This is a genomic window from Herbidospora sakaeratensis, from assembly GCF_001570525.1.
GTDB classification, from domain to species: domain Bacteria; phylum Actinomycetota; class Actinomycetes; order Streptosporangiales; family Streptosporangiaceae; genus Herbidospora; species Herbidospora sakaeratensis.
Map to the genome: position 1 here is coordinate 173,818 of NZ_BBXC01000019.1, position 20,950 is coordinate 194,767.

Consider the following 20,950-nt stretch of genomic DNA (forward strand, 5'->3'; position numbering starts at 1 on the left):
ACAGGGGAATCCATGACCGTCTTGGCGATAGACATCGGAGGTTCGAAGTTCTCCGCCGCGACGGTCGAACCCAGCGGGGCGATCACCGCCAAGCTGGAGATGCCGGTCGGCCCCGACCCCACGGCGACGCTGAAGGACATCGTGGCCCGCATCGTCGTGCCGGGGCTCATCTCCGAGGAGGGCCTGACCGGCGTCGGCATCGGCTCGGCCGGGCCGCTCGACGCGGTGCGGGGCACGGTGAGCCCGGTCAACATCTCGGTCTGGCGTGACTTCCCGCTGGTCAAGACCGTCGCCCAGCTGCTGCCGGGGGTGCCGGTGCACCTCGCGGGCGACGGGCAGCTGATGGCGCTCGGCGAGTGGTGGCGGGGGCGGTTCAGCGCGGGGGCGCTGCTGGGCATCGTCGTGTCGAGCGGCATCGGCGGCGGCCTGGTGTTCGAGGGGCAGCCGCACCTCGGGCCGACCGGGAACGCCGGGCACATCGGGCACATCCGGGCCGGTGAGGGCTGGGAGGCGTGCCGGTGCGGGGCCGTCGGGTGCGTGGAGACGATCGCGTCCGGGCCGTCGATGGTGCGGTGGGCGCTGGCCAACGGCTGGCAGCAGGCGGTGGAGCCGACCTTCTGGGCCGGGCGGCCGGTCGACACCCGGGCGCTGGCCGCCGACGCCAAACGCGGCGTCGCGGTGGCCGTGGAGGCGTTCGACCGGGCCGCGGGCGCGCTGGCCACCGCGATCCTGACGACGGCGGCCCTCTTCGACGTCGACAACGTCGTCGTGGGAGGCGGGGTGGCCGCCGCCGGGACGACGCTGCTGACCCCGCTGCGGCGGGCGGTGGCCGACCAGGCCGGGCTCGGCTTCCTGCGCCGCCTGAAGGTCGAGCCGACCAGCCTCGGCCGCGACGCCGGACTCCTCGGAGCGGCGGCCCTGGCACTCGGGCGCGCCTGACATCCTGGTCGGGAACGACACCCGACTCCTGAGGACGTAGACGACGTGGACCTGCTCACCAACCCGATCAAGGACTACGGATGGGGTTCCCGCACGGCCATCGCCGCGCTGACGGGCCGCACCGCCACCGGACCCGAAGCGGAGATGTGGCTCGGCGCCCATCCGTCCGGCCCCTCACGGCTGACGCGGGACGGCGTCGAACGCCCGCTCAACGAGGTCATCGCCGCCGATCCCGCCGGTGAGCTCGGGGCTGAGGTCGTCGAGCGGTTCGGCGAGCGGCTGCCCTACCTGATGAAGCTCATCGCGGTCGACGCCGCCCTGTCCATGCAGGTCCACCCCACCCTCGACCAGGCGGCCGACGGGTTCCGGCGGGGCGACGCCAACTACTCCGACCCGTGGCCGAAGCCCGAGATGATCGTCGCGCTGACCCCGTTCTCCGCGCTGGCCGGGTTCCGGCCCGGCCCCGAGGCGGCGGCCCTGGTCGGGGCCCTCGAACTGACCGCCCTGCGGCCGGTGGCCGACCGGCTGGCCGCCGGCGACGTGCTCGGCGCGCTGCGGGTGCTGCTCGAATGGCCCGCCGACGAGCGGCCCGCGCTGGTCGCCGACGTGGTGCGGGCCTCCGGCGACCCGCTGGTGGCGACCCTCGCCGAGAGCTACCCGGCCGACCCCGCCGTGCTCGCGCCGCTGCTCATGCGGCACCACGAACTGGCTCCCGGCCAGGCCATCTACCTCGGCGCCGGAGTGCTGCACGCCTACCTGAGCGGCTTCGGCGTCGAGATCATGGGCAGCTCCGACAACGTGCTGCGGGCCGGGCTGACCCCCAAGCCCATCGACGTCGAAGAGCTGCTGCGCATCACCGACCCCGACGAGCAGCCCGCCGAGATCACCCCCGCCGGCGACCTCTACCTGCCCCACTGCCCCGAGTTCCAGCTCCGCCGCATCGTGCCCGGCGAGGGCCGCACCCTGCCGGGCGGGGTGCCCCGGATCGCGGTCTGCGTCGAGGGGGCGGTCGTGCTCGCGGGCGAGACCAAGCTGCGGCCGGGCGACTCGGCCTTCCACGCCGCCTCGGCGGGCACCTTCGAGGTGTCGGGCCAGGGCGTCGTCTTCGTGGCCGAACCCCGTCAGAACTAGACGCCAGAACTAACGTGCGGCGGCGACGACCTCGATCTCGAAGCCGTCGCCGCTCACCACGTGGCCGGGCCGGACCTTGAACCGCTTGCGCAGCTCGACCTCGCCGTCGACCAGCACGTAGCCCTCGGCGACCAGATATTTGGCCTCGCCGCCGCTCTCCGCGATGGACAGATATTTCAGCAGGTCACAGAGCGGGATGAACTCGTCATCCAGTTCAAAGGTCTCGCGCACCTCCCCAGCATAGGGAGGCTCAGCGGTTCCCCGCCCAGACGAACAGGCCGGCCCCCGTCAGCAGCAGCCCGGCGCAGCAGGCCAGCGTGCGCACGTGGTTCCAGGGCGCCCACTTCGGCGCGAACTCGGCCCAGACCTGCGCGGCCCGCGCCGGGTCGGTGATCTCCCCCGCCGCCACCAGCGCGTTGTTCAACGGGACGTTCACGATCGCGGTCGGCACGAACGAGCCCAGCACGTAGACGGCCGTCGCCGCGAAGAACAACATCGCCGCCCCGCGCTGCCCCGAGCTGAGCAGCAGCACCCCGGCGACGGCCGCGACCAGGGGCGCGCCGATGAACGAGGCGAAGAAGACCGGGTTCAAGATCTTGACGTTGATCTGCTGCATCGCCGCGACGGCATGATCGGCCCGCGTGGCGTTCAGCCCCGGGATGACCGACACGGAATAGGCGTAGAACAGGCCGGTGATATTGCCCATCAGCAGTAACGCGAGCCCGGCGACGACAGCGGTGAGCAAGAACATGAGTACCTCCTGTTTATTGGCCGCGCCTCGTGTTTGATGGCCGCGCCTCCGGCGCGGCGGGCTTGGCCGCTTTCAGTCCGGGCCTTCCCTCGTCGCTCCGGTTCGCTTCGCTCTCCTGCGCTCCTCAGTCCAGGCCCGGACGCGGCCAAGCCACGACTGGTCGGTCATATGACCAAGTCAGACGGTAAAGAACGGAGATGTCCCCGCGTATCCGACTGGGGGTTGGACATGTCTCCGACCACAGGGGGAAGCCGGGGTGGCGTGTGATCTTTTGTTTGGTGTTCGTTCTGGTCACCCTGGGCTGGTATCTCCTCCGGGGGATGTCACGCTGGTCTTCCCGGGCGCGGCGGGCGGTTGCGGCCGGGGCGCCCTACACGCGGTTCGCGCATCAGTGGGTGCTCTCGGCGCCTGCCACGTTCACCTATGTGGTGGTGTTCACGAGTTCCACGATTCTGCAGCGGACCGGGCCGCCGGATCTGATCGACGTGCTGACGACCTTTCAGAGCACCAATCTGGTGCGGTTGTCGGACAATCCGCTGGTGGTGCTCGCCGACAGTGCGCTCTGGGTGTCGGATCGCGGCGCGTTCCTGGCCTTCTACGTGATCGTGTACGCCACCGTCGTCGCCTGGGCCGAGCAGCGTTACGGCACGCCGCGCATCATCGTGATCGGGCTCTGCGGGCACGTGTTCGGGTCGTTGCTGACGGCGCTCGTGGAGTATCGCGCCATCACCACCGGGCTGGCGCCGGCGCGGCTGGCCGTCTCCACCGACGTGGGGGTCAGTTACATCATGGTCGCCGGGGTGGTGGCCGCCGTGGTGCTGATGCGGGGGCGGTGGCGGGCGGTGTGGATCATCGCGCTGACGGTGGGCGTGGGGGCGCCGATCGTGATCAGCCGTACCGTCTGGGATCTGGGGCATCCGCTGGCGACGGTCTGCGGTCTGGTGGCCGCGCTGATCTGCCTGCGGGTCGCGCCGCCGCGTCCACCACCCGCTTTTGACCTGGGAAAATGGGGTATGTCCCCTTCGTCGCCGGTCTTGGGGGGAAACGATGGCGCGGGCTGACGTGCCGCGGGTGGCGTCCATCGTGCTGACCGTGCTGGCGGTCTATTCGGCGGCCATCGCCATCGTGCCGCCGTTGCGCGAGATGGCGCGGCCGCTGACCGCGCTGGTCGACGACTACGCCGTGCCGCTGACGCCCAACCTGGCCTACGCCGCCTTCCTCGGGCTGCTCGCGGGGGCGCTGGCGCGGCGCAAACGGGTGGCCTGGCGGCTGCTGGTGCTCTTGCTGGCGTTCTCGGTGCTGCTCAGCGTCATCTCCACGCCGCTGGTGGCGGTCGCGCCGATGGCGGAGGTGCCCGACCGGGGGCGGTTGTTCAGCGAGGTGCTGGTCTCCGGGGTGATCGCGCTGATCGTCATCGCCTATCTGTGGTGGGGGCGGGGCGAGTTCTTCGCCAAGACGCAGCCGGCGTCGTTCCGCAAGGCCACGGGCATGCTGATCGCGCTGCTCGGGGTGTCCTACGTGGTGGGCTTCCTGCTCACCCTCTTCTTCCCCGGCGACCTGCTGCGGTCGGCCCGCGCGATCTGGGTGCTCAGCCGGGTGCTCGGCGGGGTCATCGAGGTCGAGGGCTACGGCCATCCGCCGGCCTGGGTCGCGTTCCTGATCGGGCTGATGAGCGCGATCGCGCTGCTGGTGGCGTTCGGGGTGCTGTTCCGGTCGCAGCGGCAGCGGGCTGTGCTCGCGCCCGGCGACGAGGAGCGGTTGCGGGGCCTGCTCGGCGAACGCGACTCGCTGGCCTACTTCGCCACCCGGCGCGACCGCAGCGTCATCTTCTCGCCGAGCGGCAAGGCCGCGGTGTCGTTCCGGGTGGTCAACGGGGTGACCCTGGCGGGCGGCGACCCGCTCGGCGACCCCGAGGCGTGGGACCACGCGATCAGGGCGTGGACCGGCCAGGCCCGCGAGTTCGGCTGGACCCCGGCCGCCATCGGCTGCGGCGCCGAAGGGGCCAGGGCCTACCAGCGGGCCGGGCTCAAGGTGCTCGAACTCGGCGACGAGGCGGTCATCGAGGTCAAGAGGTTCAGCCTGCAGGGCCGGGAGATGCGCGGTGTGCGCCAGGCCGCCAACCGGGTGGAACGGGCCGGCTACCAGCTCCGGGTCCGCCGTCACGGCGACATCGCCCCCGAGGAGATGCGGCTGATCAGCGAACGCGCCGACGCCTGGCGTGACACCGAGACCGAACGCGGGTTCTCGATGGCCCTCGGCCGTCTCGGCGACCCGCTCGACGTCGGCTGCGTGCTGGTCGAGAGCCTCAGCAAGGAGGGCGATGAGGCGGCGTTGTTGTCGTTCGTGCCGTGGGGCGACCGGGGGCTCTCGCTCGACCTGATGCGCCGTGACCGGGCGGCGGAGAACGGCCTGGTCGAGTTCATGGTCGCCGGGCTGGTCAGGAACGCCGGCTGGCTCGGGGTCGAACGGATCTCGCTCAACTTCGCGGTCTTCCGGTCGGCCTTCGAGGAGGGCGCGAGGATGGGCGCCGGCCCGGTGATCCGGGCCTGGCGGCGCACCTTGTTGTTCCTCTCACGCTGGTGGCAGCTCGAAGCGCTCTACCGGGCCAACGTGAAGTATCACCCCGAGTGGGTGCCCCGCTTCCTCGCGTACGGGGACACCCGCGACCTCGTCAGGGTGGGCATCGCCTCGGCCATCGCCGAAGGGTTCTTCAAGCCGCCGAGGTTGCCCCGGATGCTCAGTTCTGAACGAACACCGACCGCCAGTTCGGCTGCTCCAGGTAACGACGCAGCTCGACCAGGCCGCTGAGCCAGCCGCCCCACGCCGCGTAGGGGGGCTGGGCGGCGTCGAACCCGCTGGTCACGAACGTCAGGGTGGTGTGGCCGCCGGAGCCCTCGAGCTCCCAGCTCGTCACCATGCCGCCCCAGTCGATCGTCGCCGACGTGTCGTCGATGGAGACGAACCGCGCGGCGTGGTCGCCGGCCGCTTCGAGACCGCCCATCGCGAACCGGCCGCCGACCTCGGGCTCGATCCCGATCGGGTAGCCGAACCAGCTGGTGGCCTGCTCGGAGTCGGTCAGCGCGGTGCGGACCCGGTCGGCCGGGGCCGCGATGTCGAGCCGGGCGGAGAACTCGCCGACCTTGGCCGTGTAGTCGACCTTCGGGCCCAGCTTGCGGCCCTCGACGTGGTCGGCCAGGTTGCCCAGGGCCAGCGCCCAGAACGTCTCCAGCGCCACGAGGGGGCTCGTGCTGCCGGAGAAGAGGAGTTCGCGGTCGAAGTGGGACTGGGTCACCGACACCCGGGTCTCGCCGTCGGTCTCGGCGAGCCGGATCTCGGTGGTGGTCTCGGTGCCGTCGAGCGTCCAGGCGAACTTGATCAGGTCGTCGGACGCCTCCAGCACCCGCTGGTGGGGGGCGTCGCCCTCCAGGGTGTGGCGGCCCCAGAAGTCGTAGCGGTTCGGCAGGTCGACCTCGGCGTGCTCGGCGAACCAGACGCGCATCTCGGCGGGGTCGGTCAGGGCGTGGAACACCGTCTTGAGCGGGGCCTGGATCCGGACGGCCGAGATGGTGGGCTGGGTCATGACGCTTCTCCTTGCTGGTTGGGGTAACAGGCCACGACGAGCTTGAAAGGGTCGCCTTCAGCTCCGCCGTACTTCGTGAACAGCCGTTGCAGGGTGGCCTGGAGCTCGGCCAGAAACTCGGGCCGGCGCTCCGGGGGGACGCGGATGTCGCCCGAGACGCCGATCGACGGCAACTCGGGAACCGATCGGTCGAGTGCGGCGATGTCGGCCTGGACCTCTTCGACCAGGTCGAGGAGGTGGCCCAGGCTGAGCTCGTCGCGGGCCCGGCCGAGGCCGATGTGGCCGACGAGCCGGGGTGAGAGCCAGTAGGAGCGGGCGGTGGCCTGGTAGATGCCCTCGGAGATGCCGCGCACCTTCCGTTCGGACACCTGCTCGACCAGCCCGGCCTCCACCAGGCGTTTCACGTGGTAGTAGACCCGCTGCGGGGTCTGCGCCAAGATCGCGCCCACCTCGCCGCAGGTGCGCGGCTCGGCGAGCTGCCGCAGCACCTCGATGCGCTGCGGCTTGAGCAGGGCCTCGGCCTGCTCGATCTCTTCCAGGTACAGGACGTCTCTCATCGCAAAAACAAGTTTGTACGTAAAAAACTTCCTTGTCAATGGGCCGCGAAACCGTGATGCGTACCGACCGGGTGTCCCCCTAAAGTGCCCACCGTGGAACAAACCGACCGCAGGGCCCTCATCGCCGCGGGGGTGACCGTGGTGCTCTGGGCGTCCGCGTTCGTCGCCATCAGGCACGCCGTGCTCTCGTACTCCCCCGGAGCCCTCGCCCTCGGGCGGATGCTGGCCGGGTCGCTGACCCTCCTGGTCATCCTGCTGGCCCGCAGGGAAGGGCTGCCGCCGCGGGCGGCCTGGCCCGGGATCGCGATCTCCGGCGTGCTCTGGTTCGGGATCTACATGATCGCCCTCAACTGGGGCGAGCAGGAGGTCGACGCCGGGACGGCCGCCATGGTCGTCAACATCGGGCCGATCATCATCGCCCTGTTGTCGGGGTTGTTCCTCGGCGAGGGGTTCCCCCGCCGGCTGCTCATCGGCATGGCCGTGTCGTTCACCGGCGCGGTCGTCGTCGGCTACTCGATGTCCGAGGGCGGCGGGGCCTCGGTGCTCGGCGTGGCGCTCTGCGTGGTGGCGGCGGTGACGTGGGCGATCGCGACCATCGTGCAGAAGCCCGCGCTGCGGCACGCCTCCGCGCTGCAGGTGACCACCTTCGGCTGCCTCATCGGCGCGGTCACCTGCCTGCCGTTCGCCGGGCAGCTGATCGACCAGGCCGGCGACGCGCCGCTGTCGGCCACGCTGAACCTGGTCTACCTCGGCGTCTTCCCAACGGCGTTGGCCTTCACGACCTGGGCGTACGCCCTGGCCAGGACGACGGCGGGGAAGATGGGCGCCACCACCTACGTGGTTCCGGCGATCGTGATCGTGATGGCCTGGGTGCTGCTGGGGGAGACCCCGACCTGGCTGGCCCTGGCGGGCGGCGCGCTCTGCCTGGCGGGTGTGGCCGTCTCACGGCGCAGGACGGCCGCTTCCTAGGCGCGGGCCCGTTCGTCGACGAGCAGGTGGGTCAGGCGTTCGACGGTCGGCCGTGACTCGACGTGCAGCCGGGCCACGTCGAGTCCCTCGTCGCCCAGGATCGCGAGCAGCGCGATGGAGCCCACGGCGTACACGACGATGAAGCCGCCGCGGCAGCGGATGACCACCTCGCGCAGTTCGTGGAGGCCCACTTCGTAGCCGAAGCGTTTGCCGAGACCGAGGGTCGCGGCCGACAGGGCCGAGACGGTCTCGGGGGAGACGCCGTCGGTGTCGGCGACGACGAGCAGACCGTCAACCGTGGCGACAGCCGTCTCCATCACCCCCGTGACGCGGTCGCGCAGGGAGTGCAGTTCTGCCTTCAGAGCGTTCTGTGCCATGGTTCTTAACTTTCGTCGGCGCCCATTAACTTGGCGATCTTGCTGGTGCCCGGCCGGCGGCGCGGCAGCAGGGGTTGCCGCCGGTCCTCCCCGTCTCCGGGCTGCTCCCCGTGGTCGTCGACCGGTGGAGCGGGCGGGGCGATGGTGAGCAGGCCCTCTCTGACCAGGGCGGCGATCTCCTTGATCACCACGAACAGGCCCTGGCCGAGGGCGAACGCGATGTCCCGGGGCGTACGCCGCCCGTTGGCCTTGGTGAGGATCTCGTGGCGCAGGTGGTCGGCGGCGATCGTCAGGGCCGGGAGCGGGCGTACCGCCGTGGGCCGGATGAACGGGGTGATGCCCAGCTCACGCCACTCCTCGGTGATGGCCAGCCGGCGGGCCGTCTCCCGGGCCAGCCGCTCGCGCGAGACGCCGGGCACGACCGGTAAGGGCGGCGGCACCTCGTGGTCGCCCACCGGCTCGGGCTGGCTTTCCTCGACGCCGAACAGGGCCATCGCGAAGACCGCGTCGAACACCGCCGACAGGCAGACGGCCTCCAGCCCGGCCTCTCCCACGCTGCCCCGGGCGACGAGTTCGGCGGCCAGCCGGTCGTCGGGGGCCCCAGCGGTGTAAGCCTCGTTCCAGGCCGCCTCGCTCACCCGTCCCGAACGGATCAGCAGGGATTCCGGTCCGGGGGACGCGGGCGTGGTCGCCGCGACGACCAGCCCGTCGCGCACGTGGATGATCCCGCCCGGACTCCCCATGACACGCAGCAGATGGGAGCCGCCGATGGGTTCGCCCAGCCGGAGCATGGAATCGACGCCCATGGGGTGATCGAGGTCGTGCGATGACACTTTTTGTGCCCTTCACTATCTGAGGCCGCAAGAGTTACCTTATGTCCCTGCAAGCACAACAGCATTGGATAAGGCAGCATGAACATCGAAACCGCCCTAAAAGAGGCGATGGCCATCGACGGGGCGATCGGCGCCGCGCTGGTCGACTACGGCAGCGGCATGAGCCTCGGCACGATCGGCGGCGGCCGCGAGTTCGACCTCGAAGTCGCCGCAGCCGGTAACACCGAGGTCGTGCGGGCCAAGCTGCGCACCATGGCCTCGCTCGCCCTCGACGACGAGATCGAGGACGTCCTCATCACGCTGAACAGGCAATATCACATCATCCGGCTGCTCAAGGCCCCCGGCGGCCAGCTGTTCCTCTACCTGGTCCTCGACCGCGACCGCGCCAACCTCGCGCTCGCCCGCCACAACCTGCGCAACATCGAACGGCAGATGAGCCTGTGATTTTCCCCGTCACGCGACGGAATGTGTGATCGTGCCCGAATAAGTACCGGCGACCGCCGATGACGGAACTCTGACAATTACTGTCGGATTCCAGGCGAGCGAGGTATTTCCCACGGCCAATGTCACGGCGAAAGCCGTGTGCGTGCCCGTCAGGGCGACCGCGTTCGCGGCCGTGAGCTGGCCGGGGGTGAACACGCCGACGCCCGAGGTGGAGGTCGCCGGGCCCGACCAGTAGGAGATGTTCGGCTTCGAGATCGTGGACGTGTTGCCGCCGACCGTGGTGGTGAAGTTGGTCGTGCTCACCGTGGCCGTGTAGCTCACCTGCACCAGCAGGTTGCGGTCGTCCGTCACGGTGACCGCGCCGAGCTGCGCCGACAGCTGGCCGCCGATCGTGGTGCTGCCGAGTGCCCTGGACGCGGGAGCGGTGATGGCCAGACCGGCGAGAGCCAGCCGTTTCGCCGGGTGATCGCGGGGTCTCCGACGGGTCGGACCACCTTGGGCGGACTTCTCCTGTGTGCCATCCAGGAAGCCGCCCGAGGTTCCGTCCCCGTGCCCAGCTTCGTCAGGCGGCGCCCACACGACGACGGTGTCGTCCACGGCCGGATCGGCCTTGTCCTCCGCGATGGCGGGGATCGCTGTCACGACGGCGGCGACCACTGCTGCCAGGGTCGCCGTCACGCGTGGTCTCACGGTGTCCTCCGGGCTCGTCGCCAGATGAGGTAGCCACCGCCCGCCACTGCGAGCGCCCCTGTGGTGATGAACAGGGCGGTCAGCGGGGGAAGGGCGGTGCTGCTCAGTTTCACGGCAGCCGTCGTGTCGAGGGCGGCGGGGAACGTCACGGTCCCGCTCGCGGTTCTGGTGGTACGTCCGCTCGTCAGCGTCAGGTCCGCTTTCCACGGCCCCATCGGAAGCGAGGGATCGAGGAGGACCTCGACCTGCCCCACGTCCCTGGGCGCCATGGTCACGCCGGTGGTCACCTTGAACGGCCCGGCCGACGTGCCGCCCGGACCCTCCGAGAGCCGCAGTTCACCCGACATGTCGACGGCCCGCAGGCCGATGTTGGTGACCTGCGCCGCAAGGCGCGGCTTGCCGGCCTGGTCGCGGCCGGCCCACATCTTGTCGACGCGGAAGTCGGTCGGCGGTTCGCCGCCGCTCCCGACGTCGAGGTAGACGCGGATGCCCACGCGGTTGTGGACCTGGACGTTGTGCTCCTTCGTCGCCGGCGCGCGGGCCTCGCCCCACATGACGGCGTACCGTTCGCCCTTCCAGGCGGTCCGCGGCACCCGGATGGTGGCCTTGAGCACCCGTTCGCCGCCGGGTGGCAGCGTGACGGCCGGTCGGTCGAACGTGATCCACGACGACAACTCGTTGGCCGTCTGATCGGGCAGGAAGGTGAACTTCCGTTTCCTGATCTCCGCTCCGGCCGCGTACAACCACAACGTCTGCGGTTTGGCGGAGGTGTTGTTCACGGCGAAACGCCGGTGGATCACGGTCCCCGGCTTCACGTGGTCGACGATGTAGGCCCGCGCGCGCGGATCGTCTGATCTGTCCTCTGGCGCCTCAACGAGCCGGATCCCGACCTGTCCCTCCGGCTCCGCGTCCGCCCGGCCGGTCAGGGCCAGGACGGGAAGCAGCACCAGGAGAGGCGAGATCAGGATCCGGTGGAGAGCGGCGCGGCTACGCCACCGAATGGGTCACCGTCCCCGTGTACGTGCCGGCGACGGCCGCGTTCGGGATGGTGACGCGCAGGGTCGGGTTCCAGGTGACCGTGTTGTTGCCGACCAGGGCGGTGGCGGTGAACGCGGTGATCTGGGTGGTCAGCGGCTGGGCCAGCAGCACGGTCAGCTGACCGGGCACGAAGGTGCCGACGCCGCTCGACGAGGTCGCCGGGCCCGAGGCGTACGCCACGTTGGCCTTGGCGATCGTCTCGTTCGCGGTGCCGCCGCCGGTGGTGAAGTCGGTCGAGGTGACGCGGGCCGTCCACGAGCCGAGGAGCGAGCCGCGCAGGTCGGTGACCGTGACCGGGCCGATCGTGCCCTGGAGCGTGGCGCCCGAGGCGGTGTTGCCCAGAGGGATGCTCGCCGGGGCGGTGATGGTCAGGGCGCCGCCCACGATCGTGAAGGTGACGGTGGTGTCCGCGGCCTGAGCCGGCGCAACGGAACCGATCAGCAGCGCCATGGCCATGCCGATCACATACTTGAGAAACCGCATCGGTCATCCTCACATCGCCCGGAAACACCGGGTTGCGAACAAGTCAGCGCGAGCGTAGATCGCTGACGAGTCGCCCCCCGGCGCTCCGCGCGCAGGTCAGAGGAGATCTTGACCGTCTGCAGGGCCACTCCTGAGCGATCACCCTGTAGTGAGCTCGGGCAGCACTTTCGCGCCGAATGTCTCGATGAACCGGGTCTGCTCCTTCCCCACGTGGTGCAGGTAGACCTCGTCGAAACCGGCGTCGGCGTACCCGCGCAGCCACTCGGCGTGCTGCGCCGTGTCGGCGGAGACGAAGACGGATTTGCGCACTTCCTCCGGGGTGACGAACCGGGCCACGCTGTCGAACATCTCCGGTGTGTCGAAGTCCCAGCTGCCGGGCGGGCCGACCACGTTCGAGCGCCACTGGTCGTGCGCGGTCGCCAGCGCCTCCTCTTCGGTCGGCGCCCAGCTCAGATGCACCTGTACGGCCGCCGGACCCCGCCCGCCGGCCTCGCGGTAGGCGTCCAGAACCTCCTTGGAGTGGGGGCTGTTCACCGTGATGAGCCCGTCGGCCCACTCGGCGACCCACTTCGCGGTCTCCACGCTGACCGCCGCGCCGACCAGCTTCGGCGGCTCCGCCGGGAGCGACCACAACCGGGCCCGGTCGACGGTGACGAGCCCGTCGTGGCTGACCTCCTCGCCGTTCAGCAGGGCCCGCATCACGTCGACGCACTCGCGCAGCCGCTGCTGCCGGATCTCCTTGCGCGGCCACCGGTCGCCGGTGACGTGCTCGTTCGACGCCTCGCCGGAACCGAGCGCGGCCCAGAAGCGGCCCGGGAACATCTGCGCGAGCGTGCCGATCGCCTGCGCGACGATCGCCGGGTGGTAACGCTGGCCGGGCGCGTTCACCACGCCGAACCGCAGCGTCGTGGCCTGCAGCGCGGCGCCCAGCCACGACCACGCGAACCCCGACTCGCCCTGCCGGGCGCTCCAGGGCGCGATGTGGTCGGAGCACATCGCCATCGCGAAGCCGGCCTCGTCGGCGAGGCGGACGGCGTCCAGAAGATCACTGGGGGAAACCTGCTCATGGGAGGCGTGAAAGCCATAGATCGCCATCTCTATCGACTACCCCGGCAAGTCATCCGCTATCGGGTGTAAAGCGGGCGGCTCTAAGCTCGCCACATGTCCTCAAGATCACTGTTAGCCGGCGCCGCGCTGACCGCGACCGCCCTGCTGGTCGCCGCCCCCGCCGCCCACGCGGCGCCCGCCCCCGCCACCGTCGCCAAGAACGTCTTCAAGGGCTTCGTCAAGAAGGACCGGAAGGCGATGCTGAAGTGGGCCGCCCCCGACGCCGTCGACAAGCTGCTCGCGTACAAGTACCGCGACCCCGACAAGTTCGCCGGCTGCACGGCTGCTGGAACGTGCCGATTCGTGCACACGAGCGTGAAGGTGCCGGGCGACCTCAACGGCATCCTCATGGTCGTCAAGAAGTCCCGGGTGACCGCGGTCTACACGTCGCAGCACGTCACGTCGCCCACGACGGTCGCGAAGACCTTCTACCGCTACTGGCAGCTCGGCGCCAAGACCCGCGCCCGCGAGATCGCCACCGCCGGGGCCATCAAGACCCGCTTCGCCGTCAAGTACGACCCGACCGGCGTGCCCTACCACTGGCAGGGCTGCTCCAAGGAGCCCAAGGGCTTCAGCTGCGCCTACTCCTACGAGGGCGGCGCCATGTTCCTGCACGTGCGGGGCACCAAGGCGGCCGGCTACTACGTGAACTCGGTGAGTTACATCGCCGACTAAACGGAGGTTAGGTGCTGTCTCCCCCAGGGAGAGGGCACACGGAAGCGGCTCGGGTCGGCACGCTGGGTGTCCGGTAACTCTCCCGAAAGGGGGGTCCCATGGACACGCTCATGCCCGTCCTGTTCATCCTCGCCGTCGTCTTCGTCCTGTACGTCGCGGCGTCGTCCAACCCGCTCAGGAAGTGCCCTCGCTGCGGCGGCAAGGGCACTCTCGACTCCAGCGTCCTCGAAGGCCGCTACCGGATCTGCCCGCGCTGCAACCGCAAGGGCGAGATCGGGAACTAGCGGCCCTCGGTTCCGGGCGGGACGACCAGTAGATAGTCGATCAGCCCCTCGCGGTTGACGCCCATCGTCACCCGCCAGACCACGCCCCACGTGTCACGCAGGTCGCCCACGATCTCCACGGTGGTGGCGCTCCTGATCGTGAACCGGGGGTCGGGGAAGTGGTCGGAGACCCGGTTGACCTCCGCCACCGGGATCTCCTCGACGAAATCGGGCGCGAAGTGCTCGACGACGTCGGCGGCCGGGATGGGGTGCCGCGTGATCGCCCCGAGCCACCAGGCGAGCTGCCTGCCCACGGGGGTGTCGGGGATCTCCTGCGTGCGGACGCTCGCGGAAGGAGCCGCACCGGCGCTGACCCCGATGGACGTGCAGCCTGACGCCAGCAGCGCGCCGAGGAGAAGGGGTAACGCGCGCACGATCGTCTCCGGGAAGGAAAAAGGGGCCTTCGTCACGAAGGCCCCAGTTTTCCAGTGATCGATCAGCGGACGTACACGTTCGGCCTGGCCGGGGTGGCCATCCCGTCGCCGATGAAGAAGCTCGGGTGGGGCGGCTGGTTGTAGGCGGTGTTCTGCCAGGCCAGCGCGACGCGGTACATCGGGTCGTGCAGCAGCGTGTGGATCTTGACCGTGGTCGCGTTCGGGGTCGAGTAGATGCGCAGCGCCCGGTTGTCGCTGGTCGGCCAGATGACCTCTTCGCGCCAGTCGCCGAGGATGTCGCCCGACAACGACGGGGTCGCCTTGGTGCCGTTGTTGGAGTGCACGTTCGAGCCGGTCAGCAGGCGGGTGTCGCCGCCGGTGCCGTACTTGTCGATACGCACGTCGTCGAGGAGCTCGCGGACCGGATCGGCGTCCCACCAGGCCAGGAAGTTGATGGACGACGGTTCGCGGCCCAGCGAGGCGCCGGTCGGCGACCGGAGCGTGGTGTCGCGCGCCGACCACGACTCGGCCCCCGCGCTGCCGGCCCAGATGTCGCCCGAGACGCCGCGGCCGTTGTCGCCGCCCGAGGAGGTCTGCCAGAGGATCTGGCCGGTCCGCGCGTCGGCCATCCACGAGCCCGGCTTCGAGGAGTCCTCGCTGACCTTGAAGATCTCCAGGCCCTGCCGCGCCGGGTTCAGGTCGCCCACGTGCAGCGCGTCGCCGTGGCCGAGGCCGGTGTTGTAGAGGCCCGTGCCGTTGTCGTTGATGACGGCCGCGCCGAAGACGATCTCGTCCCGGCCGTCGGCGTCGACGTCGGCGATCGACAGCTGGTGGTTGCCCTGGCCCGCGTAGGAGGTGGCGTTGTTGGAGTCGAAGGTCCACCGGCGGGTGAGCGCGCCGTTGCGGAAGTCCCAGGCCACCACGACCGCCCGGGTGTAGTAGCCCCGGGACATGATCAGTGAGGGGCGCTGGCCGTCGAGGTAGGCCGTACCGGCCAGGAACCGGTCGACCCGGTTGCCGTAGTTGTCGCCCCAGTTCGAGACGGTGCCCCGGGCCGGGACGTAGTCGACGGTCGACATCGCCGCGCCCGTCTGGCCGTTGAACATGGTCAGGAACTCGGGGCCCGACAGGATGTAGCCGCCGGAGTTCACGTAGTTCGCCGACCCATTGCCGATCACGGTGCCGCGGCCGTCGACGGTGCCGTCGGCGGTCTTCATGGCGACCTCGGCACGGCCGTCGCCGTCGTAGTCGTACACCTGGAACTGGGTGTAGTGCGCCCCGGCGCGGATGTTGCGGCCGAGGTTGATCCGCCACAGACGGGTGCCGTCGAGTTTGACGCCGTCGACGTAGACCGGGGACGTGACGCCCGACTGGGAGTTGTCCTTGGCGTCGTTCGGCTCCCACTTGAGGACCAGGTCGACGCGTCCGTCACCGTCGAGGTCGCCGACGCTGGCGTCGCTGGCGGTGTAGTTGGAGCTCGGCGGGGTGATCGGCACGTCCAGGTAACCACTGGCGAACCGCAACGACGTCTCGGAACTGGGCCCTTCCGCGCCGCCGCTCACCGCCCTGATCGTGTACGTCGCGTCGGACGACGCCCCGCTGTCCAGGTAGTTCGTGGAGTTGGACACAGTGGCCACGCGGGTGCCCGACCGGTAGACGTTGAACGAGGTGTCCCGGGCCTCGGTGCCGAGCAGCCGCCACGACACGAGGTTCGCGCTGCCGCTGCGGACCGAGATGACCCCGCGGTCGAGGTCCTCGACCTGCTTCGCGCCACTCGGGGTGGGAGTCGGCGTGGGAGTCGGGGTCGGGGTGGGGCTCGGCGTGGGCGTCGGGCTCGGGGTGGGGGTCGGCGTCGGGCTGGGCTGGGAGCCGTTGCAGGGGACGCCGTTGAGCGTGAAGTTCGTCGGCGTGGGGTTGTTGGTGCCGCTCATCGTGGCGTTGAAGCCGAACGCGGTCGAGGCGCCCGAGGCGAGCTGCCGGTTGTAGCCGGCGTCGTCGGCCGTCACGTTGGCGCCGCTCTGGGTGAGGGCGGTGTTCCACGCCTGGGTGATCTGCTGCCCGGCTGTGAACGTCCAGGTCAGCCGCCATCCGTCGATGGGGTCGCCCACATTGTTGACGGTGACGGTGGTCGAGAAGCCGCCCGGCCACGAACTGCCGACGGAGTAGTCGATCCGGCAGGCGACCGCCGCCGTGGCCGGACCTTGCAAGGCGACCGCGGCGACCAGCAGCCCTGCCGCGACGAGGGCGAAACGTTTCATAGCCGGTCCAATCTGGGGGAGCGTCAGGCCCAGAACGTAGAAATCCAGACTCAACCGGTCAACCATCGTCGACATCGCCGTAATGTCATCCGAGGTCGTGACTGAAACGTTCAGATCCGCCGATTCGGACTCATGTCCCTTTTTGATTGGCGGCCCGACCGCACGAGAAAACCTGATCTGTCGGCACACGACGCACCTGTCGGGCGGGGCCGACAATGGCTGCCCCTTCGCCGGGATATCCGGATTTAGCCAGCGTACCGACGCCGAAAAAAAGGGACACAAGCCCACATCGCGGCGCTCGAATTTTTTCTTCGGAAGTTTGTTTACAGGCGTGATCGCCGGGGGTAGTTCAGGGGTGTCACTAAATAAGGCGCCACCCCCCGGGGCGAAAATAAAATGAGCTCGATATTTGTGGGGGTGTGTTGTGGGCAGGCTGGTCGGCAGAACATGGGCGATTCTCGTCTCGCTCGCCTTCGCCGTCATCGGATTGTTCGTTCCCGCAGGTACGGCTCTTGCCCTGTCGGTGACGCCGGTGCCGGACGTGGTGGTCGACGCTGAGGAGACCGTCACCGGGCGCATCAATCTACCGTGGTGGCCCGGCGATCTCGCGCCGGGCGGAGATGCCACGGTGACGCGAACGATAAAAACAACGAGAAATTATCTGCTCGTCGAATTCGTGCCGGTGATTCTGGTCAGAGATAATCGGCCGGTTCAGGTGCACAGCGCGTGGCGGCTGCCAACCTCCGCCCACGTCGCCGGCGCCCCCGGACACCGGGCCCGCGCACCGCCTCACACCTGAGCCGAATCAGACCTACCGCGATAAGAGATCACGATTGGCGTGCCCCCATCAACGGGGGCACAGCGGTACCTTTTCTCCCCCGCGAAGCTCGCAGGAATCGAACTCCGGCGCATCTCCATGCCGCCGAGGGGTGGGGCGAACGCGTGGCCATGGCTGAGCCGCGCCACAGCCCCCGACCCCTCCCTTCCAGATTCCACCGACGCACATGGCGTCGCCCCGGCGCCGGCCCTGATTAAGGGTCACCGCACGGCAAGGCGGCGCCGAAGACTCGGCGCCGACCCGCACCTGCTTAGTGGTCACCGGCTACGTGGCCGGCGGGTATGTGCGGATCAAGCTGAAGACCAACCCGGACGGGACGCCGAACCGGCACGGGCCGCGAATTCCGACGGGCATCTCCACGTGCCCTCCTGCCCGGCCTGCTCGGCGAGATGACCACTGCGAAGGAGTGGGCACGGCTCTGAGACCATCGGGGTTACCAACGACCGATGTCAGGAGATCCCTGTGGCCGTCGACCGGCTCCTCCCCACCCCGGAGGCCCGTGACCTGCTCGACCTCACCCGTGATGTGGCCGACAAGGAACTGTCGCCCATCGTGGACCGGCACGAGCGCGCCGAGACCTATCCCGAGGGCCTCTTCGCCACCCTCGGCGCGGCCGGCCTGCTGAGCCTCCCCTATCCGGAGGAGTTCGGCGGCGGCGGCCAGCCCTACGAGGTCTACCTCCAGGTGCTCGAAGAACTCGCCGCGCGCTGGGCGTCCGTCGCCGTGGCGGTGAGCGTGCACTCGTTGTCGTGCCATCCGCTGGCCACGTTCGGCACCCCCGAGCAGATCGACCGCTGGTTGCCCGACATGCTCGCCGGCGACCTCGTCGGCGGCTACAGCTTGTCCGAACCCCAGGCCGGCTCCGACGCCGCCGCCCTGACCTGCCGCGCCACCCGCGTCGCCGACGGTTACGAGATCAACGGCTCGAAGGCGTGGATCACCCACGGCGGCCGGGCCGACTTCTACGCGCTGTTCGCCCGGACGGGCGAACAGTCGATCTCCTGCTTCCTCGCCCCGGGCCAGGTCGACGGCCTGACCTTCGGCAAGCCCGAAGAGAAGATGGGCCTGCACGCCGTCCCCACCACGAGCGCCCACTGGGACGGCGCGATCCTGTCGGCCGACCGGTTGATCGGCGCCGAGGGCCAGGGTCTCCAGATCGCCTTCAGCGCCCTCGACTCGGGCCGCCTCGGCATCGCCGCCTGCGCGACCGGCCTCGCCCAGGCCGCCCTCGACGCGGCGGTCGCCTACGCGAAGGAACGCACGACCTTCGGCAAGCGCATCATCGACCACCAGGGCCTCGGTTTCCTCCTCGCCGACATGGCCGCGGCCGTCGACTCGGCCCGGGCGACGTACGTCGACGCGGCCCGCCGGAAGGACGCGGGCCTGCCGTTCTCGCGGCAGGCGTCGGTGGCCAAACTCGTCGCCACCGACGCGGCCATGAAGGTGACGACCGACGCGGTCCAGGTGTTCGGCGGCTATGGGTACACGCGCGAGTTCCCGGTGGAGAGGTACATGCGCGAGGCGAAGATCATGCAGATCTTCGAGGGCACCAACCAGATCCAGCGGTTGGTCATCGCCCGGGGTCTGGCCCGCTGACCCGGTCAGCCGGGTAGCGGGGGCGACAGGTCCCAGAGGCGGATCGACTCGTCGCGGCCGCCCGTGATGGCGACCGGTTTTCCGCCGACCGTGCCGAACGCCGCGCAGTACACCCGGTCGGTGTGCCCCTCCAGCGGGCCGCCGAGTTCGGCGCCGGCCGCCAGGTCCCATACGCGGGCGGTCTTGTCCTCGCCGGCGGTGATCGCGATGGGCTTGCCGTCCGACTCGCCCAGGGCCACGCCCCACACCCAGCTCGTGTGGCCCGTCAGCGGGGTGCCGAGGCTGGTGCGGGTGGTCAGGTCCCAGATGCGGGCGGTCTTGTCCTCGCCGCCGGTGACGGCGATGGGCTTGCCGTCGAGTTCGCCGATCTCGACCGATCTGGCCCAGCCGATGTGGCCGGTCATGGGCTCGCCGAGTTGGGTTCTCGTGGTCAGGTCCCATACCCGGACCCAGCCCTCGTCGCCGGTGCTGACCACGATCGGGACGCCGTTCGCCTCGGCCAGGGCGACCGCCCAGACGGCTCCGGTGGTGCCGGTCATCGGGTCGCCGATCTGCTCGCCGCTGTGCAGGTCCCAGACGCGGACGGTGCCGTCGACGCCGCCGCTGACCGCGATGGGGTCGCCGTTCAGGGTGCCGATGTCGACGCCCTTGACGCCGCCCTCGTGGCCGAGCATGGGGTTGCTCAGCTGGACGCCCTTGCGGAGGTCCCAGATGCGCAGCGAGCCGTCGTCGGCGGCGGTGACGGCGATCTCGGTGCCGTCGAGCAGGCCGACGGCGACGTCTCTGACCCATTTCTCGTGGCCGGTCATGGCGTGCAGCTCGGCGCCGGTGTTGAGGTCGACGACGCGGACGGTGTTGTCGTCGCCGCCGCTCACCGCCGTCGGCACCCCGTCGATGTCGATGACGCCGATGTTGCGGACGTCGTCTTCCTGCACGGCGATCGGGCTGCCGACCGCCGTGCCGAAGGTGACCGGGGCGGGGGTCAGCGTGGTGCCCATGCGGGCGCCGTCTCCCGTCGCGGCGGACTCTCCGTCGGGCCACAGTTGCCAGGTCAGGACGCCGCCGGCCACCACGACCGCCAGGGCGCCGGCCAGCCAGGCCGGTTTGCGGTTCTTGACCGGGGGCGCGAGCGGCATCGTCTCGACCGCGAACTCGTCGCCCGTCAGCGCCTTGACCAGGTCGGGGGCCGTCGGGCGCAGGGCCGGGTTCTTGTTCAGGGCCTGCTCGATCAGCGGGCGCAGGTTGGGGGGCACGCCGTCGAGCTGGGGTTCGCGGTTCATGATGGCGTTGATCAACTGCGGCACGGTCGTGCCGGGGAAGGCGCGTCTGCCGGTCGCGGCGAAGGCCATCGTGGCGGCCCACGCGAACACGTCGGCGGCGGGGGTGACCTCGCCGTTCTCGATCTGCTCGGGGGCCATGTAACCCGGGGTGCCGATCGAGCCCGACATCGTCGCGGTGTGGTCGAGGGCGCGGGAGATGCCGAAGTCGATTACGACCGGGCCCTCGGGGCCCATCAGCACGTTGCTGGGCTTGAAGTCGCGGTGCACGATCCCGGCCCGGTGGATGGCCGCCAGCGCGGTCGCGGTCGCCACGGCCAGGCGTTCGAGGCCGCCGCCCGTGCGCGGGCCCTCCCGCTGCACCACGTGGTGGAGGGAGGTGCCGGGCACGAACTCGCTCACGATGTACGGCCGGTCGCCGAAGACCCCCATGTCGAGCACGCGGGCGGTGCAGAAGGGGGCGACCCGGCGGGCCAGTTCGACCTCGCGCAGGAAACGCCGCCGGTGGTCGGCGTCCTTCGACAGTTCGTCGTGGAGGACCTTCAGCGCGACCGGGGCGCCGTCGGGGCCTTCGGCGCGATAGACCGCGCCCTGGCCGCCGTGTCCGATGCGGTGGAGGATGCGATAGTCGTCGATCGACGCCGGTATGCCAGGCTCCGCGTTCACGACCTCATGATAGGAGCGGTCCACGCGCACACGCCTCCTCACAC

At 70.0% G+C, this 20,950-nt stretch carries 23 protein-coding genes; 10 read left to right on the forward strand and 13 right to left on the reverse strand.

The window, feature by feature from the left end; all coding sequences use genetic code 11:
* Positions 1-12 precede the first annotated feature (12 nt).
* Together AW271_RS30215 and manA are read left to right on the forward strand one after the other, a co-directional pair.
* On the forward strand, positions 13-939 hold the full coding sequence (locus tag AW271_RS30215; protein ID WP_062341000.1) for an ROK family protein: 927 nt from the start codon (positions 13-15) through the stop codon (positions 937-939).
* 45 nt (positions 940-984) lie between these two features.
* Positions 985-2,070, forward strand: coding sequence for a mannose-6-phosphate isomerase, class I (manA, locus tag AW271_RS30220; protein ID WP_062341001.1), 1,086 nt, complete (start codon positions 985-987; stop codon positions 2,068-2,070).
* A 9-nt stretch (positions 2,071-2,079) separates the two neighbouring features.
* On the opposite strand, the gene AW271_RS30225 is transcribed toward manA, so the two are convergent.
* Positions 2,080-2,301: an RNA-binding S4 domain-containing protein gene (locus AW271_RS30225; RefSeq protein WP_062341002.1), complete on the reverse strand. Its 222-nt coding sequence runs from the start codon at positions 2,299-2,301 to the stop codon at positions 2,080-2,082.
* Between the two features lie 19 nt (positions 2,302-2,320).
* On the reverse strand, positions 2,321-2,821 hold the full coding sequence (locus tag AW271_RS30230) for an anthrone oxygenase family protein (protein ID WP_062341003.1): 501 nt from the start codon (positions 2,819-2,821) through the stop codon (positions 2,321-2,323).
* 278 nt (positions 2,822-3,099) lie between these two features.
* Between AW271_RS30230 and AW271_RS30235 the strand changes: the two genes are divergently transcribed.
* Positions 3,100-3,882, forward strand: coding sequence for a rhomboid-like protein (locus AW271_RS30235; protein WP_157554761.1), 783 nt, complete (start codon positions 3,100-3,102; stop codon positions 3,880-3,882).
* Positions 3,869-5,629 (forward strand): phosphatidylglycerol lysyltransferase domain-containing protein, encoded by a 1,761-nt coding sequence (locus AW271_RS30240; protein WP_062341004.1) that lies wholly within the window; start codon positions 3,869-3,871, stop codon positions 5,627-5,629. The genes AW271_RS30235 and AW271_RS30240 overlap by 14 nt, the downstream gene beginning before the upstream one ends.
* Here the strand turns inward: AW271_RS30240 and AW271_RS30245 are convergent.
* Together AW271_RS30245 and AW271_RS30250 are read right to left on the reverse strand one after the other, a co-directional pair.
* Positions 5,559-6,401 carry an SRPBCC family protein gene (locus AW271_RS30245; protein ID WP_062341005.1) on the reverse strand — a complete coding sequence of 281 codons (843 nt, stop codon included), beginning with the start codon at positions 6,399-6,401 and terminating at the stop codon, positions 5,559-5,561. The genes AW271_RS30240 and AW271_RS30245 overlap by 71 nt on opposite strands.
* Positions 6,398-6,958, reverse strand: a complete 561-nt coding sequence (locus AW271_RS30250; protein WP_062341006.1) for a winged helix-turn-helix domain-containing protein — start codon at positions 6,956-6,958, stop codon at positions 6,398-6,400. Before AW271_RS30250 ends, AW271_RS30245 begins: the two co-directional genes overlap by 4 nt.
* 93 nt (positions 6,959-7,051) lie before the next feature.
* Between AW271_RS30250 and AW271_RS30255 the strand changes: the two genes are divergently transcribed.
* Positions 7,052-7,927 carry a DMT family transporter gene (locus AW271_RS30255; protein WP_083977460.1) on the forward strand — a complete coding sequence of 292 codons (876 nt, stop codon included), beginning with the start codon at positions 7,052-7,054 and terminating at the stop codon, positions 7,925-7,927.
* Here the strand turns inward: AW271_RS30255 and AW271_RS30260 are convergent.
* Positions 7,924-8,304: a roadblock/LC7 domain-containing protein gene (locus tag AW271_RS30260; RefSeq protein ID WP_062341008.1), complete on the reverse strand. Its 381-nt coding sequence runs from the start codon at positions 8,302-8,304 to the stop codon at positions 7,924-7,926. The genes AW271_RS30255 and AW271_RS30260 overlap by 4 nt on opposite strands.
* Before the next feature lie 5 nt (positions 8,305-8,309).
* Positions 8,310-9,110 (reverse strand): hypothetical protein, encoded by an 801-nt coding sequence (locus AW271_RS30265; RefSeq protein ID WP_062341009.1) that lies wholly within the window; start codon positions 9,108-9,110, stop codon positions 8,310-8,312.
* A 105-nt stretch (positions 9,111-9,215) separates the two neighbouring features.
* Between AW271_RS30265 and AW271_RS30270 the strand changes: the two genes are divergently transcribed.
* Positions 9,216-9,581 (forward strand): hypothetical protein, encoded by a 366-nt coding sequence (locus tag AW271_RS30270; RefSeq protein WP_062341010.1) that lies wholly within the window; start codon positions 9,216-9,218, stop codon positions 9,579-9,581.
* 9 nt (positions 9,582-9,590) lie between these two features.
* Here the strand turns inward: AW271_RS30270 and AW271_RS30275 are convergent, their stop codons facing one another.
* From AW271_RS30275 to AW271_RS30290, 4 genes are all read right to left on the reverse strand, one after another.
* Positions 9,591-10,259, reverse strand: coding sequence for a hypothetical protein (locus AW271_RS30275; RefSeq protein WP_062341011.1), 669 nt, complete (start codon positions 10,257-10,259; stop codon positions 9,591-9,593).
* Between the two features lie 8 nt (positions 10,260-10,267).
* Positions 10,268-11,218, reverse strand: a complete 951-nt coding sequence (locus tag AW271_RS30280) for a hypothetical protein (RefSeq protein ID WP_062341012.1) — start codon at positions 11,216-11,218, stop codon at positions 10,268-10,270.
* Positions 11,219-11,258: 40 nt separating this feature from the next.
* Positions 11,259-11,792 (reverse strand): hypothetical protein, encoded by a 534-nt coding sequence (locus tag AW271_RS30285; protein ID WP_062341013.1) that lies wholly within the window; start codon positions 11,790-11,792, stop codon positions 11,259-11,261.
* A 138-nt stretch (positions 11,793-11,930) separates the two neighbouring features.
* Entirely contained in the window at positions 11,931-12,887 is a 957-nt protein-coding gene (locus AW271_RS30290; RefSeq protein ID WP_062341014.1) for a TIGR03885 family FMN-dependent LLM class oxidoreductase, read from the reverse strand.
* 66 nt (positions 12,888-12,953) lie between these two features.
* Here AW271_RS30290 and AW271_RS30295 point away from each other — a divergent pair, with 66 nt between their 5' ends.
* Together AW271_RS30295 and AW271_RS30300 are read left to right on the forward strand one after the other, a co-directional pair.
* Positions 12,954-13,574: a hypothetical protein gene (locus AW271_RS30295; protein WP_062341015.1), complete on the forward strand. Its 621-nt coding sequence runs from the start codon at positions 12,954-12,956 to the stop codon at positions 13,572-13,574.
* A gap of 98 nt (positions 13,575-13,672) precedes the next feature.
* Positions 13,673-13,858, forward strand: coding sequence for a hypothetical protein (locus tag AW271_RS30300; RefSeq protein ID WP_062341016.1), 186 nt, complete (start codon positions 13,673-13,675; stop codon positions 13,856-13,858).
* Here AW271_RS30300 and AW271_RS30305 read toward each other — a convergent pair.
* Together AW271_RS30305 and AW271_RS30310 are read right to left on the reverse strand one after the other, a co-directional pair.
* Positions 13,855-14,271, reverse strand: a complete 417-nt coding sequence (locus AW271_RS30305) for a Cpe/LpqF family protein (RefSeq protein ID WP_157554763.1) — start codon at positions 14,269-14,271, stop codon at positions 13,855-13,857. The genes AW271_RS30300 and AW271_RS30305 overlap by 4 nt on opposite strands.
* Before the next feature lie 62 nt (positions 14,272-14,333).
* Positions 14,334-16,529 carry a rhamnogalacturonan lyase family protein gene (locus AW271_RS30310; RefSeq protein ID WP_157554765.1) on the reverse strand — a complete coding sequence of 732 codons (2,196 nt, stop codon included), beginning with the start codon at positions 16,527-16,529 and terminating at the stop codon, positions 14,334-14,336.
* 424 nt (positions 16,530-16,953) lie between these two features.
* Here AW271_RS30310 and AW271_RS40230 point away from each other — a divergent pair, with 424 nt between their 5' ends.
* Positions 16,954-17,328 (forward strand): hypothetical protein, encoded by a 375-nt coding sequence (locus tag AW271_RS40230; RefSeq protein WP_157554767.1) that lies wholly within the window; start codon positions 16,954-16,956, stop codon positions 17,326-17,328.
* Positions 17,329-17,829: 501 nt separating this feature from the next.
* On the forward strand, positions 17,830-18,963 hold the full coding sequence (locus tag AW271_RS30315; protein WP_062341018.1) for an acyl-CoA dehydrogenase family protein: 1,134 nt from the start codon (positions 17,830-17,832) through the stop codon (positions 18,961-18,963).
* A 5-nt stretch (positions 18,964-18,968) separates the two neighbouring features.
* Here the strand turns inward: AW271_RS30315 and AW271_RS30320 are convergent, their stop codons facing one another.
* Positions 18,969-20,906: a WD40 repeat domain-containing serine/threonine protein kinase gene (locus AW271_RS30320; protein ID WP_169806413.1), complete on the reverse strand. Its 1,938-nt coding sequence runs from the start codon at positions 20,904-20,906 to the stop codon at positions 18,969-18,971.
* Positions 20,907-20,950 lie beyond the last annotated feature (44 nt).

What these genes read in the sequence shown, in the direction of transcription:
- AW271_RS30215 (WP_062341000.1), top strand. Translation starts at nt 13, where the DNA reads ATGACCGTCTTGGCGATAGACATCGGAGGTTCGAAGTTCTCCGCCGCG.
- AW271_RS30230 (WP_062341003.1), bottom strand. Translation starts at nt 2,821, where the DNA reads ATGTTCTTGCTCACCGCTGTCGTCGCCGGGCTCGCGTTACTGCTGATG.
- AW271_RS30240 (WP_062341004.1), top strand. Translation starts at nt 3,869, where the DNA reads ATGGCGCGGGCTGACGTGCCGCGGGTGGCGTCCATCGTGCTGACCGTG.
- AW271_RS30245 (WP_062341005.1), bottom strand. Translation starts at nt 6,401, where the DNA reads ATGACCCAGCCCACCATCTCGGCCGTCCGGATCCAGGCCCCGCTCAAG.
- AW271_RS30250 (WP_062341006.1), bottom strand. Translation starts at nt 6,958, where the DNA reads ATGAGAGACGTCCTGTACCTGGAAGAGATCGAGCAGGCCGAGGCCCTG.
- AW271_RS30260 (WP_062341008.1), bottom strand. Translation starts at nt 8,304, where the DNA reads ATGGCACAGAACGCTCTGAAGGCAGAACTGCACTCCCTGCGCGACCGC.
- AW271_RS30265 (WP_062341009.1), bottom strand. Translation starts at nt 9,110, where the DNA reads ATGGGCGTCGATTCCATGCTCCGGCTGGGCGAACCCATCGGCGGCTCC.
- AW271_RS30270 (WP_062341010.1), top strand. Translation starts at nt 9,216, where the DNA reads ATGAACATCGAAACCGCCCTAAAAGAGGCGATGGCCATCGACGGGGCG.
- AW271_RS30285 (WP_062341013.1), bottom strand. Translation starts at nt 11,792, where the DNA reads ATGCGGTTTCTCAAGTATGTGATCGGCATGGCCATGGCGCTGCTGATC.
- AW271_RS30290 (WP_062341014.1), bottom strand. Translation starts at nt 12,887, where the DNA reads ATGGCGATCTATGGCTTTCACGCCTCCCATGAGCAGGTTTCCCCCAGT.
- AW271_RS30295 (WP_062341015.1), top strand. Translation starts at nt 12,954, where the DNA reads ATGTCCTCAAGATCACTGTTAGCCGGCGCCGCGCTGACCGCGACCGCC.
- AW271_RS30300 (WP_062341016.1), top strand. Translation starts at nt 13,673, where the DNA reads ATGGACACGCTCATGCCCGTCCTGTTCATCCTCGCCGTCGTCTTCGTC.
- AW271_RS30310 (WP_157554765.1), bottom strand. Translation starts at nt 16,529, where the DNA reads ATGAAACGTTTCGCCCTCGTCGCGGCAGGGCTGCTGGTCGCCGCGGTC.